The following is a 16,431-nucleotide window of genomic DNA, read 5'->3' on the forward strand; positions in this document are numbered from 1 at the left end:
CACTCATCCCGGAGGTAGAAACTGACGTGAAGGATACATACTACAACGATACAAGAATCAATTTGTTAATCCAGAATGAACTGAATGCATTCTTTGAGGATTACAAGGGTGTTATCTATGCCTACGCCATTATGAACAAGAAAGACCCTTCACAGATGCGTATTATTAATAATAACCCTGAGTGGTTCGATATATACCTTGAAAGAAAATATCAATTTATTGATCCTGTCATTATTCAGAGTTTACGTTGTGTTGAGGATTTTTTTTGGGAAAACAACGTCATTCTGTCAGGCGGCTACAATCTCACGCGAATCTTCAATGAAAGTTTTCAATATAATATTTTCCAGGGGCAGACATTCCCTCTGCATGACTACCTGAACAACCTGGCTTTGCTATCCATTATCAGTCAGAAATATTCTGGTATTGACATGGAAAAAAATCGTTCGAAAATAGTTAGTTTTCTTATTAAATTGCATCAGAAGACGCTTAACTTATACAGTCAACACCATCAGAAAAAAAACGTTTTTTTGTCACCGCGTGAGCGGCAAATACTTAAGTGGGTCGGCGCCGGGAAAACATACGCCGAAGTTGCGGTCATTTTATCTATTGCGGAACGCACCGTAAAATTTCATATGGGCAACGTCATGAAAAAGCTCGGAGTGAATAACGCCACACATGCGGTAAAACTAGGGACGGAGCTCCGGCTGCTGGACAACTGAGCCAGCGTTACTGGTTAAAGATGGCGTAAATGCCGGGACATCTCACGAAGCCAGCCACTGGCTTTGTCCCTGGTGATAATATCTTCCACGATGCTCATGCTGGCAGGCATGAAAATGTAGTAGATAACTTCCCCTTTTTCAGAAACGCCTTTTTGAATAACTTCTATTTTCCAGTTTGCATGGCGAAATATTGCATACATGCCGCGACTTGCCACAGCGTACATCCCCCGATAGTTTCTCTTCATGCAATAAAAAATCATTGCAAGGAATAACACTTTACTGGCGGGCAAGCCATGAAGGCCTGCAGAGTCACGTCTTTCTTTATCTAAAAACAGCCGGCTAATCTCACAACAGGGGATATCTGTGGGGAGACCACTTATACCCTCGAAATATTCATGAAAAATTTCGCTCATCATCGTCGGCTGCGTCGAATCTATAAACCGTGCACCACATAGCAACTTCCCGTTATGCATGCCCAGCAGGTAAGTCGTATTTTCGTTGTCAAATTGATCCTTTTCCATGCCGTCAATGCATTCGACTTTCCAGTCGAGCCTCTCACGAAATGTTTTTCTTCTGAGCCGGTAGAGTTCGGTTGCTAATTCTGGCGGAAATTCATCGTAATCACGCAAAAAAAACTCAATAGCAGAATTCATTCATTCATTCCTGATAATCACACATGGGAACCATTACCCCTGTCTTTTAAGACAGCTTTTATTACACCTGCGCAGACCCTATACTTAAAAAAGTACCTGACCACCGGGCACTCACCATGCTTAGCGGTCAGGAGGTCAAAGACCAATACAACACCAGGGAAAACCCACCCGCGATTATCTGATATTTCAGGTACCGGGTACAGAGTGCAATAAGCGCTCAAACGATAATTATATTAAAATACGAAAAACATCAATTAACTATAGTTTAATTATTGCCCTTTATAATTTTAAGGGGCAAGCTTTCCTGTTGCATTGACTAAAGCAACTATTATCTAATCTGTGATACAGGTTAACCGGGGGTTTCCCCGCCTGACACTAATCAGTTGCTGAAGACATCGCCACCAAACTGTTCAGCGTTATACGAAACCCCTCACTATTATCGTTACAGATACCGCCAGCAGCGAGTAACCGGCCGACGTTTTTGATGTTCAGCGTTCCGTAGGTTACTGACTGTCTCCCGCCTCCCACGCGGAGCTGCCTTAATGAAGTTGGCGCAGGTTTTCCGTCAGACCGTCGGTGATCGCGCTTACTCACTGCATGATTAAAAGCACCGATAATATTTTTGCTCCACCGAATCTGAAGACATTTTCATCGCCGCAAATTAACTTACCGTTGTCGTCAATGTAAAACAGCCCGGCGTACAGAACAGACACATCATTCAGGCATACCACATCACCACACTCTATCATGGCTTTTAGTTGTTCCTTTGACCGCTCTCCTTGTCTGGAAAGCATTCCGGATTATCTATCGACAGGCAAATAAAACGGTTTTCTGGCAGGCTCAATCCCGTATAAGCATCCCTGTGTTGTCTCTTTCATTCCCAGGAGGATAATCGGACTGCAGGAAAGTGAATCAAACAATCAGGCAACGAAAACCCGATGTCCCGATGGAGGTACACCAGAAAACAGTGAGCAGGTTACAATGCAACTCAATCAATTGCGCATGCACGTATTTTTTGGCAAAAAACCTGAGAGTTAGCCGTACATGTCATAATAATTTAATGCACAATGTGAGAGGATTTACATCATTCAATTTATAATTAATTTTTCAACTTCTGCCAGAATTAATTCACATTTTATAAAAATCATTTCTTAATGTTACTTTTCCTCTCAATCGCTCTGACTATAATCTGATAACCAATGAGTGTTACCATTGTACATATCACTAATAGCGCAATTCCCACGAAACCCTCAATATCGCGTTGATTAAATAGCTTTGCTAACTCTGTCCAAAACTGCTGCTCTCCTTGTGTCGATGGATCTGACGGTCTTGTCAGAAGGAACGTCATTACAAACAAAGATACTGCGATAAGGATTCTAAACCCCGCTGGGACACGTTTTGCTTCCATTTAAAACCACCTCAATTGTGCCAAAAGACATTAGTCCATTACGTAATTTCACTTGTGAAGTAGAGAGTAATGCTTGCCGAATAGCGATGAAATCAGTTCTGTGTTGCAAAGTGATACAACCTAAAGATACACCAAGAGGCCCGCGAGGATGTAGTCTGAAATTCCCTCGCTCTACATTATTAACCCACATATGGTCATCTATCCTTCCATCATCACGATACAAAGCAAACCATTCATACTTGATAACTGGCGTTGAAGTAGGCCATGAGTAGAAATCGTGCAAGTCAGTTCGGATTATACCTTTCCAGCCACCGGTTGGGCGCTTAACGATGTGATATAAACCATCAGGTATTGGCCCGTTGTCTGGAACTGCAATGCATCCTGCACGATTGCGATATTCCCTGTTACCAGAGTACGCCATAAACGTCCCGATTCCATACATGAGTAAAGGTGAGTAATCTGCATCATTGACAGTGAAAATTCCTTTTAATGCCATGTCTGGCTCCTTTTACTTTGACCACTTTATAGATGAGGGTGATTTATCATAATGCCTCATCAAAAAATGAAAATGATCTACGTCTAATATTCAGCACAATCATGAGTTAGTGATATATCTAATATTTACTGTGTTTCTATTTCGCCAACGTGCTGAAAACTCTGATAGACTTTGATAACTCAGTGCTGAATGTAGATAACACTCTTTATAATTCTACCGCCAGATTTCCTGCGCCAGGTTTAGAAAGTAGCTTTGTGAATAGTATGCTTACGGAGAGTTTCGGGGCAAAAAAATCGGCTCTGGCCTCACGAAGGATGCTAATTTGAAAAGCCATTTTTATACGCACGTCTTCAAATTTCCGATGAAGACAGCACTAACATTGCAATATGTTAATTAATGGTGAGCAGGTCAAAACCAGTCAAAGTGATGGCATTCTGTTCGCCTCGTAATATTTAATATCATCGTAAGCTGGCGATGACCGCTGAAGATGGCCAAGTATTGAATATTCGCTTCGATCAGGGAATGGGATACCGTGCATTAACATTGTATCACAGCGGTATAGCTTTAAGTTCAGCGATAACGTTTCTTTGCGGTCAGGTAATAAGGCGCTGGTCTGCAAGGAGGAAAATATGGTCAACAGCGAAGAAAGTCAGGCAACTGATGTATTTGTGGAAGTGATCGCGTCCTGACATTTAACCGCTCCCGATACGATGTCGGGAGCGGTTTTACACTCAGACGACTTTCTGTTTACCGGCAATGACCTGAATAAACTCCTGCACCTGCTTTTGTTTCCGCGCCGACAGCTTGCATACCTGGCGCAGCGACTGCATCAGTTCGCTCTCCTGCCGGGCGGTGAGCACAATACAACCTTCCATTACCTTTACATCTACTGCTGTGCCCGTGGCAAAACCGGCAGCTTCCAGCCATTGTCCTTTCATAGTGATGGCGGGTATACGGCTGTAATCCGGATAGCGGCTTGCATAGCTAACGGTTAATTGCCGGTTATCTGCAGGAGAGACTTCTGGTTCGGTCGGTTGTGCAATAGAATGGGCGTCAGTCATGATTACTATTCCTTTTCAATAGTGATTGTGATTAGCGGCGCGGGTGTGTTGGCGCACATCCGCGCCGCGCTAAATACCTGTATATATCATCAGGAAAAAGACGGTAAGTCCAGCGTGAAATAAGCTATTTATAAAATCATTTGGATATAAATATTAAGATTTAGCTGGAATTAAATAATAAGAAGCGCGCCATTAAGGTGCGCAAAAAAAATTAAGAATCAGGATTTTTTACCTATACTGGCTGCACGCTCGGCTTTAATTTTTTCCAGTAATACTGGTAGCACTGTTTTCAGCACTGATTAGTTCCGGTTTTTCTGCCCGCCACTGCGCGGTGAGTTCAGCACGGAATGCTTTCGCCAGGATGGATTGCGTCAGGTTGTTAATGCGTAAGAGCGCACTGTTGACCTGTTTTTCAATGGTGTCGGCGTAGGCGAAGAGCTGTTCTAAGCGTAAAAGGTGAGATATTCCTCTGACAAAGCAGATTTAAACTACAACATTCACGAGTGTCGTAAATATCAGCCATACTATTACTGTGTATATAAAATGAGTAAGCCGGGTGATATTGCAGATTATGCTATATGGAATAATTCACATATGGTAACGCTGGGTTATTTTGACTTCAAAAACGATGATTTACTCCAACCGGATGCACTGAAATAAAGAAGAATAATAGTGAAGTTAATGTATTAAAAATTACGGCAAAAACACACACATTAAACATAAATAATTCTGGATAGCACACTTGCAAAACGGGGTAATCCAGAATTTAGCAATGTTGAGAACATACTATTCAAAGTAATGAACGATGGGATAGTACATACTGTTTATAACGAAGCCTCATCATTACTACCGTACAGTGTATATGCGTAAGGATACCAATCACTGGGAAATATCAATGGGATGCAGGCCAAATTAGTTTGCCAATCTGTTCCTAGGGCAACTATGTTCTGAGTGATATTGAGATAATCTAGTATGTGTCATCATGAAAATTACCTCGTGTTGCTGATAGATATCAGACTAAGGAAGAAACAGTGCGAGTTAACGATATGTTAGCGCTAAGGGCGGTGATCCGCTCGGCCATTTTTCAAAGCAATTATCGAGGTGGAATATAGGATTCTGCCATTACCTTAACCGAGATGGGCTTTGGCTGATCATCAACATAGACCGTATCAATTTTGCTGATACGGTCTGCAATTATCGATTACGCTGCTGAATAGGACTAAAGAACATATCCCATAGATGCTCTGCCATACCTTCGTTAGTCAATAACAAATCCCTTGAGTTGCTGTAGCCCAATCCCATCAAGGTGCGGAACCCAAGTGTTTGCCCATTATCTGCAACACAAAGACTTTCATTGCAACTATTACGAGTCACACCGCTTTGACTGTAGCAGATATCCCCGAATCCCATATTACGACTGCCACACCAGATTCCGCACTGACCAACCTTGCCACCGTTGATATACACGGCACATGTGAAGGAATCGTTATCAGGTTGATGGAAATCAACGTCTAGCCCTGCATGGCGCTTTTTGAGTTCATCCAGTGAGTTTGCAAAATAACGAGCAACATACTCAAAACCTTCGCGACGGGCACGATCTTTATCGAGGTCAGTAAAATTCTTTGGCAGAGAAAGATTGCTGGAACGTGGCGTAAACACTGTATCCGTCGCCTGAAGCATTGGGTTAGCCGGAGCTGGTGCGGGCACAATCTGCTGCGGCTTTTTCGTTTCTAAATTGGCAATGGCTCGAGAAACAGCATCGACGACCTGAACATATCCCTCATCGTGGCTGGCAAACTTGCTTATAGCTTTACCGTCGATTGTCGCCGCCATAATGCTGCCAAATGGCAACTGATGCCAGGCACACTCTCTTAAGATCACTGGAATGACCACCGCCTCGCCCCTTTTATGCCGCTCCAGTGCATTGGTCATCTCCACCTGGTAACAATAGTCAGAAGCGATGAAATCACTGCTAATTAGCAACAGGATAATATCTGCCTGCGAAAAATAGTGATCGATCTGATGTTCAAACTCTTGTCCAGGAACGATTCGGCGATCGTGCCATGTGGTGATTTTCCCCATTCGCTTTAGCGGGGAGAGATGCTTCTCTAGCTCATTGCGTTGTGCTTCATCCGCATGAGAATAGGAAAAAACGAGAGTAGTCATAATGGTGAAATGCTCCTGAACCATTTTCGTCTAAAAGACTATTCTGAGCCCAAAGTTTAAAAGAATCACGCTGCAGGCCGTAATAAATAGATGCTTGATCTACATTAATTTGTTATTCCAACCAATTCGTAATCACCATATGCCATCCGACTCACTTCGTCAGCCAAATTAGTGTGATATTATTTCCAGAAATCCTGTTGTATCCACGACATAAGGCGATGATTGATGGAGCAGTCTCTCAATTTTGAAATGTTGCGTAGCCAGTGGCCGGAACTGGCAGATCTGGGGTTAATGGCAGAACGCTATGTCCACACAGACCCGGAAAGCAGCCTAGTTAAGCTTCGCAACTATACCGAATTAATGGTGCGCTGGTTGTACCGCCAAGAAAGACTGCCGGAAGGCATCAAGGCGAATCTGTACGATTTAATGAACGCCGATGTGTTTACCAGCATGATGCCGGAAGCCATCATCATGAAATTGGATGCACTGCGTATACACGGTAACCGCGCCGCGCACGGCGGACGTATCAAAGCTAAAGATACTTACTGGCTGTTAAAGGAAGCGTATTTACTGGGAGTTTGGCTGTATGTTCGTTATGCCCACGGTAATGTTGATAACTGCCCCAAATTTTCTCTTCCTCCATTAACGCAATCTTCAGGTCGTGCAGATGAAAAACGTCTGGAAGATGCAATCAGAGCTCAAGATGAAAGCCGTGAGCGTGAACTGGCGTTACAACGTGCACTACAGCAAGAGCAGGAAAAGGCCGAACACCTCACCCAGCGCCTGAATGAAGCCAGAGCTCGCAACCAGCATGTTGCCGATATCCTCTCTATTGATGAAGCGGAAACCCGCCGCCGCCTGATTGATTCTCGCCTGCTTGCCGCCGACTGGAATGTAGGGGAAGAGCTTAACAATACCGATCAGGTTACGCAGGAACACCCCGTTAAAGAACAGCCTACCGCGACCGGTGACGGTTATGCGGACTATGTCTTGTGGGATGAGGCACATAAACCGCTGGCGGTGGTGGAAGCAAAAAAAACCAGCGTCAATGCCGAGCAAGGGCGAATTCAGGCCCGGTTGTATGCAGACTGGCTGGAAAAAGAATATGGTCAGCGTCCGGTCATTTTCTACACCAACGGCTACGACATCTGGCTGTGGGACGACCATAAAACTCATGGCTATCCTCCGCGCCGGGTATTTGGCTTCTACAGCATGGAAAGCCTGCAATATCTTATTCAGCAACGTGAAACCCGTCTGCCGCTGAATAGTGTCCCGCACGTTAAAGATAACGAAGGTAAGGCCGTTGCCGGACGTTTGTATCAGCTTGAAACCATTGCCCGCGTCAGCGAACGGTTTACCAATAAATATCGTCAGTCATTAATCGTTCAGGCCACCGGCACTGGTAAAACCCGTGTAGCGATTGCACTGAGCAAACTGATGATTGATGCCCGTTGGGTAAAACGCGTTCTGTTCCTTTGCGACCGTAAAGAGCTGCGCAAACAGGCGGCGAATGCCTTCAATCAATTCACCAATGAGCCGCTGTATGTGGTCGGGAAATCGAAAAAAGCAGATAGGCAGAATGCCAGAATCTACATCGCTACCTATCCTGGCATGATGAAAATCATGGACCATTTCGATGTCGGTTATTTCGATCTGATCATCGCCGATGAATCCCATCGTTCGATCTATAACGTTTACGGCGATCTGTTTAAGTATTTTGATGCCCTCCAGATTGGCCTGACAGCTACGCCAATCGACATGGTGAGCAAAACCACTTTCGGCCTGTTTGGTTGTGAAGGACGTATCCCTACCGCCAACTACAGCCTGGAAGATGCCATCGCCGATAACAATCTGGTTCCCTATGAGGTTGTCACGCACACAACTGAATTCCTGCGCGAAGGCATCAAACGGGAGAAATTAAGCGACGCACAAATCCGCGAACTTGAAGAACAGGGTATCGATCCTAATACGCTGGAATTTGATGGCAAGGCGCTGGATGAGGCGATCTACAACAAAGACACCAACCGCTATATCTTGCGTAACTTGATGGAAAACGGCCTGAAAGATCAGGACGGCCAACTGCCTGGTAAAACCATTATTTTCGCCCGTAATCATAAACACGCGCTGTTGCTGAATGAGTTGTTCGACGACATGTACCCGCAGTTTGCCGGACGCTTCTGTCAGGTCATCGACAACTATGACCCCCGTGCCGAGCAACTGATCGACGATTTTAAAGGACTGGACGAAAGCACCAACAAAGAGCTGACTATCGCTATCTCTGTTGACATGCTCGATACCGGCATTGATGTCCCGGAAATTGTGAATCTGGTCTTTGCCAAGCCGGTCAAATCGAAAGTGAAGTTCTGGCAGATGATTGGCCGTGGTACGCGCCTCTGCGCGGGGCTGTACGGCTACGATGACAACGGCAAACCGCTGGATAAACAAAAATTCCGTATCTTCGATCACTGGGGCAATTTTGAGTATCACGAGCTGCATACCGAAGAGGCCGAAGTCACAGCGACAAAATCGCTGGCGCAAAAACGCTTTGAAGCGTGGGTTATGCTGGGGGCTACTGCGCAGCGTAAGTTCGACAAACAGGCGGTGGATTTAGTCGCTCACCAGCTCCGCGAGCAGATCAACGCGCTGGATGAAAAGTCGATTGCCGTGCAGGAAAAGTGGCAGCAAAAAGCGCGGTACAGCGATGAAAAAGTGCTGCGCCAGCTTTCCCCGAAAACACAACAGGATCTGCTATCTGTCCTGGCCCCTCTGATGCAGTGGCTGGACGTTCGCGGGCAAAGCGATGCCATGCGCTTTGATATGGATATTCTGGCGGCGCAAACTGCCCGTTATACCAACCCGGAAGAGCTGGATGTGCTCTGGCCGGTCATCATCGAGAAAGTGGAACGTCTGCCGCCGCATCTGACTCAGGTGCAGCAACAGGGACAACGGATTAATCAACTTCGTGATTTAGGCTGGTGGAAGCAAGCCAGCCTGGAAGAGCTGGAGGATATCCGTATTCATCTGCGCGGTATAATGCACCTGATGGAGAAAGATGCGACGCCAAAATTTGGTTCGATACAGGTGGATATTACCGAAGATGCGAACCTAATCCAGACGGAAACCCGCAAAACCAACATCCGCTCGATTGATTTCAAACTGTATCGTCAGCAGGTTCAGGGAGCGCTGGAGCCGCTGTTCCAGCAAAATCCGGTACTGAAGAAAATCCGCAACGGGGAGCCGGTGACGCAAAGCGAGCTGGATGAACTGGCTAAGCTGGTGCTGATCCAGAACCCTAACGTTGATATTCGGGCGCTGAAAGAGTTCTATCCGCAGGCAACCGCCAGCCTGGATAAACTTTTACGTACCATCATCGGGATGGACAGCGACGCGGTAGAAGTACGTTTTGCACAGTTCGCAGCTGACAACAGCCTGACCAGCCAGCAACTGCGCTTCCTGTCATTGCTGAAAAACCACATCCGCGATTACGGCACCATTGAGATGCGGCAACTCTTTGAACAGCCGTTTACTCATATCCACAACGAAGGCGTTACTGGCGTATTCCCGGATCTAGAGCAGATCGTCCGGTTGCAAAAGATAGTCGAAGAGCTGGGTGTTGTGACCGACGCAGCGACGGTATAATACACACATGACAAGCCCCGGCAGCGGGGCTTTTGTATTTATAACAGGGTATAGACGTTAACAATGATCACCGGTGACTTAAAAAGTAAAATCGACGGGCTGTGGGAAGATTTCTGGGTAGGTGGTATCACAAACCCGCTGACCGTTATCGAACAGATCACCTACCTGATGTACTCCAGGATGCTGGATACCCAGGAACAACGGGACGAGAAGCGTAAGCAAATCGCAGGCGTTGATTTTAAACCACGCTTTGCGCCTGAGCAGCAGGAGTTCCGCTTCAGCCACTACAGCAACCTTGGCTCGGACGAGATGATGGAAGTTGTGCGCGACGGCGTGTTCCAGCATTTCCGTCAGCTTGGGCAAGCTGAAGATACGAAAGTGACGCTGCTGGGCAACTTTATGAAAGATGCTCGCCTGGAGATTGTTAAACCGTCACTGCTGACCAAAGCCGTGGAGGTGATCAAAAACCTGCCGCTGGATCGTGGCGACACCAAAGGCGATCTCTACGAATACCTGTTAAGCAAACTGACCACCGCCGGAATCAACGGTCAGTTCCGCACGCCACGCCACATTATCCGCACAATGGTTGAAATGATGGAGCCAAACCCGGCACGTGGTGAAACGATCTGCGATCCGGCCTGTGGCACTGGTGGTTTTCTGGCAACCAGTTATGAGTACCTGCTGGAGAAATACAGTTCACTGGAGTCCATTCATACCGAGATTGGCACCAACGAACGCGGCGAATTAGAAGAGCAAAAAATCTTTACCGGCGATCTGCTGACACCGTGGCGTGACCATGTGGATAACAACATGTTCCACGGTTACGACTTTGATACCACCATGCTGCGTATTGCCGCCATGAACCTGATTATGCACGGAGTTGAAGAGCCGGATATTCATTATCAGGACACCATGAGCCAAAGCTTCAGCACCAATTTCCCGCAGGCCAGTAGAAACGCATTCAACCTAATTCTGGCGAACCCGCCGTTTACTGGTTCACTGGATGAGGAAGATATCGACGCCACGCTGTCGGCGATGGTGAAAACCAAGAAAACTGAGCTGCTGTTCCTGGCGCGCATTCTGCAAATGCTGAAAGTTGGCGGACGCAGTGCCACTATCGTGCCGCAGGGCGTATTGTTTGGTTCCAGCAAAGCGCACCAGTCGCTGCGTAAAACGCTGGTGGAAGATAACCAACTGGAAGCGGTGATCAACCTGCCTTCCGGTGTATTTAAGCCTTACGCTGGCGTGGCAACGGCGATCCTGATCTTTACCAAAGGCGGTCAGACGGATGAGGTCTGGTTCTACGATCTACAAAATGACGGCTACAGCCTGGATGATAAGCGTAACCCGATAAAAGATAACGACCTGCCGCATCTGCTGGCAAGCTGGAAGCATTACCGTACTTTGCGCGGACTACCGGTTGATAACTTTATGGGCGAGAAATTAGCCTCGTTGCTGAAACAGCAGCAACCGGAAGGGATTGATACTGACGTTGATTTTAAAGATCGCACTCAGGCGGCGTTTGTTGTGCCAAAGGAGGAGCTTGCGGCGCAAAAATACGATCTCTCTATAAACCGTTACAAAGAGGTGGTGTATCAGGCTGAGGAATATGAAGATCCGAAGGTGATACTGATACGCCTGAAGGACTTGGAGAAAGAGATTCTGGCGGATTTGGATGAGCTGGAGGGGATGCTGTGAGTTGGCGTTATTTAAAAATTGAGGATTTTTGTAGCACCGGTAGCGGTGGAACACCCAGTAGGTCAAAGCCTGAGTATTATGAGGGGGGAGATATCCCTTGGATTAAATCAGGAGACCTTAAAGATTCAACAATTTATGACGCAAATGAGTACATTACAGCCGCAGGGCTAGAAAATAGCAGCGCTAAAATAGTTGAGAAAGACTCAATCTTAATAGCAATGTATGGAGCCACTGTTGGCCGCTTAGCAATTTTAGGAATTAATGCAGCCACGAATCAAGCTATCTGCAATATTAGGCCAGATACGACAATTGCTGATATGAAGTATCTCTATTACTTCTTGAAGAGCAAGTTCAGCTATTTTGTCGAAAATGCGGTTGGTGGAGCTCAACCTAATATTAGCCAAGGATTGATTAAATCATTGGAAGTTCCTCTGCCTTCTTTAAGTGAACAAAAGCGTATCGCGGAGATTCTTGATAAAGCTGCTGATATACGCCAAAAACGCGAACAAGCTATCAAATTGGCTGATGATTTTTTGCGCGCTACCTTTTTGAAAATGTTCGGCGATCCAGTATCAAATCCCATGGGATGGGATGTTAGACCGTTAGGTCAACACATTATTCATGCAAATAATGGATTATCACGCAGAAGGAAAGAAAGCGAGAATACTGGGGAAGTGGTACTTAGACTGCAAGATGTTCATTATGAAGGGATTCGCTTCGATAATAATTTGAATAGAATCAAATTAACAACTCCCGAAAAAGAGCGTTTTTTAGTTGCTAACGGGGATATCCTTTTTATTCGTGTAAATGGAAATCCAGATTACGTTGGACGCTCTGCCGTTTTTGAAGGATATAAAGAAAATGTTTATCACAACGATCATTTAATAAGATTAAAAATCAGTAAAGAATATGAACCAATATTTTTATCTTATTTTTTCAATCATGAAAGTGGAAAAAGAATAATATCAAGGAAAATCAAAACATCTGCGGGCCAGTATACTATTAGCCAAGGTGGGATTGAGTCACTTGATATTTACATGCCTCCAATATCCCTACAAAAAAAATTCGTTGAAATTAGAAATTCAGTCATGAATCTCCCGTATTCTTGCAATTCGTTCACAAAATTATACACAATGTTAAACCAAAAGATATTTTCAGGATATCTATAGGAGTAAGTTCAAATGGAACTCTTCGACCTGTTAACAATTAAAATCACCTTGCCTGCGCAAGCTGTTCCTGCACGAAAAGTTGGTGGGAATTTAGTTCATAAGTTACTTTGCCGCTCAACAACAGTATCGGCTCAAGTCAGAAATGCACGTTTCCCAGGATATTTTGAACTTGTTACGGGTCTAAAGCCTCCTCTAGACTATATCTATTTGAAAGATCCAAATTCCAGAGGGAAATGCTCAGATGGTGTAGCTTCTCTTAAAGCTAAGGAACCATTTACATTCGAAAAATGGCGAGAAGATACTGAATTAATCTGGGAGCAATTTCCAGAGCAAGCATTTAGCACTTCACCTGATGAAATTAATGAACAATGGCATCATCAATTTCAGTTTAGAGAAGACGATCCAGAGCGCCATTATCCAGGTCTTAGAAAACCCCAACTGGGTGCACTTCATGCAATCGCAGGCTATTTCGCTACTGATTTGCAGGTAGAACCAGCTACCGTCGTACTGCCCACTGGAACGGGAAAAACGGAAACAATGCTGGCTACCATGATATACCAGCGATGCGAGCGAATTTTGCTCATAGTCCCATCTGACTCCCTCCGAACACAAATATCCAAAAAGTTCATAGATTTAGGATATTTACCAGAGCTAAAAGTCGTTCCGCCTAACATTGCACTCCCTAATGTAGCTATTATTAAGAAGGGAATTCAGGTAGCGGAAGAGGCTAAGCAATTAGCTTTAGAATCAAACGTCTTGGTTGCTACGACCAGCGTTTTGTCTGCCTGCTCCGAAGCAGCATTAAATACACTTTGCGAGTCGTGTAGCCATCTTTTTGTTGATGAGGCTCATCATATCTCAGCCTCATCTTGGCAAACAATTCGTGAACGATTTAAAGACAAACGTGTTGTGCAGTTTACAGCTACCCCCTTTAGGAATGATAAGAAGTCCCTTGGTGGAAAAATTATCTATAACTACACGATGGGGGAAGCCCAACGAGCTGGCTATTTTACAAATGTAAATTTGCTGCCTGTAGAAGAGTATTACTCTGACCTTATGGATCACGCAATCGCAGATACAGCCGTTGGTCAACTGCGCATAGACTTAAATAATGGCCTTGATCATTTGATTATGGCCCGTACTAGCAATAAGCAGCGAGCAGAACAAATATTTACTATTTATCAGAATATTGTACCGAATTTTAATCCAATCGTTGTTCATTCTGATTATCCTAAAACGGAAATAAAAAAACGTCTTAATAAATTATTATCAAGACAATCAAGAATCGTTATTTGCGTAGACATGTTGGGAGAAGGTTATGATCTACCCAACCTGAAAATTGCAGCTTTACATGATCATCATAAGTCTCTTGCAGTAACTTTGCAGTTCATTGGCCGATTTACTCGTGTCAATAAAGCACAGAAAATTGGTCAAGCCAGTGTAGTCATGAATGTTGCGGACCCTAATGTTGAAGGTGAATTACAGCATCTATATTCAACAGATGCCGATTGGGATAACGTATTAAGGCGACTCTCTGAAGGACGAATTGCTAGAGAGATTAGGTTGCAAGAGGTCGTGGATGCCTTAAAAAGGAAAGGTGATTTACACGATCAGATTTCTCTCTGGAATCTTGAGCCAAGTTGTTCTGTCATGTTATTTAAAACGTACTGTGACAATTGGGAGCCTGAAAGATACAAGGAGAAACTGCCTAGATTCGATGAATCCTGGCATGCAATAGCTGAAGATGAGAATTTGCTTGTTGTGCTAGCTGTACAGGCAACTTCAGTCCGGTGGGGAAACTACAAAGATCTTAAAGATACCAATTATAAAATTCTAATTGCTCATTGGGATCAAAGCAGATCCGCCTTGTTTATATTTTCAAATGACTATAAAGCATTTCGAGTTGAGAATCTAGTCAGTACTATTTGTGATGATAAATTTGAAGTTGTCAGTGGTGAAAAAGTCTTTAATGTATTTAATGGTATTGAATATCCTTTGGCAAGAAATTTAGGCGCATCCCAAATTGGAGCAATCAGCTTTACTCAATACTTTGGCCCAAATGTCACTGAGGGGCTGTCATTAATTGAAGCATCTCAATCAAGCTTAAGTAATATTGCTGCATTAGGTTATGAATCCGGAAACCGTGTAATTTGGGGATGCTCCCAACGCAAAGGTAAAGTCTGGTCACCACAAAAAGGTGGCAGCATTGCTGATTGGTGCAGCTGGGTTAAGAAAGCCTGGGACAAAATTTTTAGTTCTGAACCGGATCCAAACAACCTTACGCGTAACTTTTTGCGTCCTGTCCCATTACTTGAACCCTATAATGAATATCCAATATCAGCTCAATGGGGTGAGTATTTGCTTACTGCGTTCGAAGATAAAGTTATTTTTCATTTTGATACTGTATCTGCTCATTTATATTTAGTAGAGGTTAGGACTGCTGGAAAGTTTGAAGATGGTAATGTGCGACTCATTTTCTCTACAGATGAAACGTCATCTGAATATAAATTATGTCTCACGGGAAGCGCTACAGCAAAAGGCTATGCCTATCAGTTGATATCTGGCCCTGAAGTTTTTGTACAGCGTAGTGAATCTGAACCGGTATCACTATCAGAATATATGGAAATTGATCCAGTAATGATTCATTACTCCGATGGTTCATTTTCATACAACGCTCATATAGTCCATGTAAGCCAAAATATTGGCCTTTATGACAAAGACGAAATTGTAGCTTTTGATTGGAAAGGAACTGATGTTCGAGTGGAATCAATGGGCTATACTCGTGATCCATTATCCATCCAATGGCGTTGGTACTGTGAAATTAAAGATAATTACGATGTCATTATTAATGATGATGGGAAAGGTGAGTCAGCAGATTTAGTGGGGTTGAAAATAGTTGATGACTGTATTGTTCTCTCTTTAATCCATTGCAAATATTCAGGTTCAGAAGAAGCAGGAGCCAGACTTATAGACCTTTACGAAGTATGTGGGCAGGCACAGAGATGCATTCGTTGGAAACACCTGAATCTTTCCTATCTATACCACCATATTAAGCGTCGCGAGGAGAAGTGGCGATCGCGTGGCCATTCTCGCTTTCTGAAAGGCACAATAAAAGACCTTACTGCTATGAAAGAGCGCTCCAGAATCACACCTCTTAAATTCCAAGTTGTTATTGTTCAACCAGGGCTTAGAGTAAGAAAAATTAATGAAGAAGGCCTTAAGCTACTTGGCAGCACGGCGCTGTTTATCAAAAAAACAACGATGGCAGATTTAGTTGTTATTGGTTCTAAATAGGGCTAAAAATTGACAATGTTCGACTTTAGCCATATTAAAGAACGAATCGAATATGCTATAAAAATGATAGAAAAAGTAAGAAAAGAGAGTAAATTATGATCCTATTCTTTTATCCCTACATAATGCTT

At 44.3% G+C, this 16,431-nt stretch carries 11 protein-coding genes and 1 pseudogene; 5 read left to right on the forward strand and 7 right to left on the reverse strand.

Annotated features, from left to right (window positions below; translation table 11 throughout):
• Nucleotides 1-26: 26 nt before the first annotated feature.
• Nucleotides 27-719: a helix-turn-helix transcriptional regulator gene (locus ACXKZD_RS16705; protein WP_488981745.1), complete on the forward strand. Its 693-nt coding sequence runs from the start codon at nt 27-29 to the stop codon at nt 717-719.
• A 14-nt stretch (nt 720-733) separates the two neighbouring features.
• On the opposite strand, the gene ACXKZD_RS16710 is transcribed toward ACXKZD_RS16705, so the two are convergent.
• The 7 genes and pseudogenes from ACXKZD_RS16710 to ACXKZD_RS16740 all read right to left on the reverse strand — a co-directional run bounded on the left by ACXKZD_RS16710 (nt 734) and on the right by ACXKZD_RS16740 (nt 6,503).
• Nucleotides 734-1,372, reverse strand: a complete 639-nt coding sequence (locus ACXKZD_RS16710; protein WP_427053163.1) for an acyl-homoserine-lactone synthase — start codon at nt 1,370-1,372, stop codon at nt 734-736.
• Between the two features lie 375 nt (nt 1,373-1,747).
• Nucleotides 1,748-1,966, reverse strand: coding sequence for a hypothetical protein (locus ACXKZD_RS16715; protein ID WP_488981746.1), 219 nt, complete (start codon nt 1,964-1,966; stop codon nt 1,748-1,750).
• Complete coding sequence (locus ACXKZD_RS16720) at nt 1,963-2,166, reverse strand: DUF8093 domain-containing protein (protein ID WP_488981747.1); 204 nt, start codon at nt 2,164-2,166, stop codon at nt 1,963-1,965. Before ACXKZD_RS16720 ends, ACXKZD_RS16715 begins: the two co-directional genes overlap by 4 nt.
• Nucleotides 2,167-2,748: 582 nt before the next feature.
• Complete coding sequence (locus ACXKZD_RS16725) at nt 2,749-3,276, reverse strand: DUF2778 domain-containing protein (RefSeq protein WP_073970690.1); 528 nt, start codon at nt 3,274-3,276, stop codon at nt 2,749-2,751.
• A gap of 731 nt (nt 3,277-4,007) precedes the next feature.
• Nucleotides 4,008-4,337: an endoribonuclease SymE gene (gene symE, locus ACXKZD_RS16730; RefSeq protein ID WP_033770916.1), complete on the reverse strand. Its 330-nt coding sequence runs from the start codon at nt 4,335-4,337 to the stop codon at nt 4,008-4,010.
• Nucleotides 4,338-4,555: 218 nt separating this feature from the next.
• A pseudogene (locus ACXKZD_RS16735) lies at nt 4,556-4,787 on the reverse strand (restriction endonuclease subunit S); the annotation flags it as partial.
• 744 nt (nt 4,788-5,531) lie between these two features.
• Nucleotides 5,532-6,503, reverse strand: coding sequence for a toll/interleukin-1 receptor domain-containing protein (locus tag ACXKZD_RS16740; protein ID WP_031593699.1), 972 nt, complete (start codon nt 6,501-6,503; stop codon nt 5,532-5,534).
• 225 nt (nt 6,504-6,728) lie between these two features.
• Here ACXKZD_RS16740 and ACXKZD_RS16745 point away from each other — a divergent pair, with 225 nt between their 5' ends.
• The 4 genes from ACXKZD_RS16745 to ACXKZD_RS16760 all read left to right on the forward strand — a co-directional run bounded on the left by ACXKZD_RS16745 (nt 6,729) and on the right by ACXKZD_RS16760 (nt 16,303).
• Nucleotides 6,729-10,142, forward strand: a complete 3,414-nt coding sequence (locus tag ACXKZD_RS16745; protein ID WP_488981748.1) for a DEAD/DEAH box helicase family protein — start codon at nt 6,729-6,731, stop codon at nt 10,140-10,142.
• A gap of 63 nt (nt 10,143-10,205) precedes the next feature.
• Nucleotides 10,206-11,840 carry a type I restriction-modification system subunit M gene (locus ACXKZD_RS16750; protein ID WP_019725280.1) on the forward strand — a complete coding sequence of 545 codons (1,635 nt, stop codon included), beginning with the start codon at nt 10,206-10,208 and terminating at the stop codon, nt 11,838-11,840.
• Nucleotides 11,837-13,009 (forward strand): restriction endonuclease subunit S, encoded by a 1,173-nt coding sequence (locus ACXKZD_RS16755; protein ID WP_051959686.1) that lies wholly within the window; start codon nt 11,837-11,839, stop codon nt 13,007-13,009. The genes ACXKZD_RS16750 and ACXKZD_RS16755 overlap by 4 nt, the downstream gene beginning before the upstream one ends.
• A gap of 12 nt (nt 13,010-13,021) precedes the next feature.
• On the forward strand, nt 13,022-16,303 hold the full coding sequence (locus tag ACXKZD_RS16760) for a DEAD/DEAH box helicase (RefSeq protein ID WP_488981749.1): 3,282 nt from the start codon (nt 13,022-13,024) through the stop codon (nt 16,301-16,303).
• Nucleotides 16,304-16,431 lie beyond the last annotated feature (128 nt).

The sequence above is a fragment of the Pantoea sp. ABR1s genome (genome assembly GCF_057812235.1).

Coding starts and splice junctions, on each gene's coding strand:
- ACXKZD_RS16750 (WP_019725280.1), top strand. CDS start 10,206: ATGATCACCGGTGACTTAAAAAGTAAAATCGACGGGCTGTGGGAAGAT.
- ACXKZD_RS16760 (WP_488981749.1), top strand. CDS start 13,022: ATGGAACTCTTCGACCTGTTAACAATTAAAATCACCTTGCCTGCGCAA.
- ACXKZD_RS16710 (WP_427053163.1), bottom strand. CDS start 1,372: ATGAATTCTGCTATTGAGTTTTTTTTGCGTGATTACGATGAATTTCCG.
- ACXKZD_RS16725 (WP_073970690.1), bottom strand. CDS start 3,276: ATGGCATTAAAAGGAATTTTCACTGTCAATGATGCAGATTACTCACCT.
- ACXKZD_RS16720 (WP_488981747.1), bottom strand. CDS start 2,166: ATGCTTTCCAGACAAGGAGAGCGGTCAAAGGAACAACTAAAAGCCATG.
- ACXKZD_RS16740 (WP_031593699.1), bottom strand. CDS start 6,503: ATGACTACTCTCGTTTTTTCCTATTCTCATGCGGATGAAGCACAACGC.
- symE (WP_033770916.1), bottom strand. CDS start 4,337: ATGACTGACGCCCATTCTATTGCACAACCGACCGAACCAGAAGTCTCT.
- ACXKZD_RS16745 (WP_488981748.1), top strand. CDS start 6,729: ATGGAGCAGTCTCTCAATTTTGAAATGTTGCGTAGCCAGTGGCCGGAA.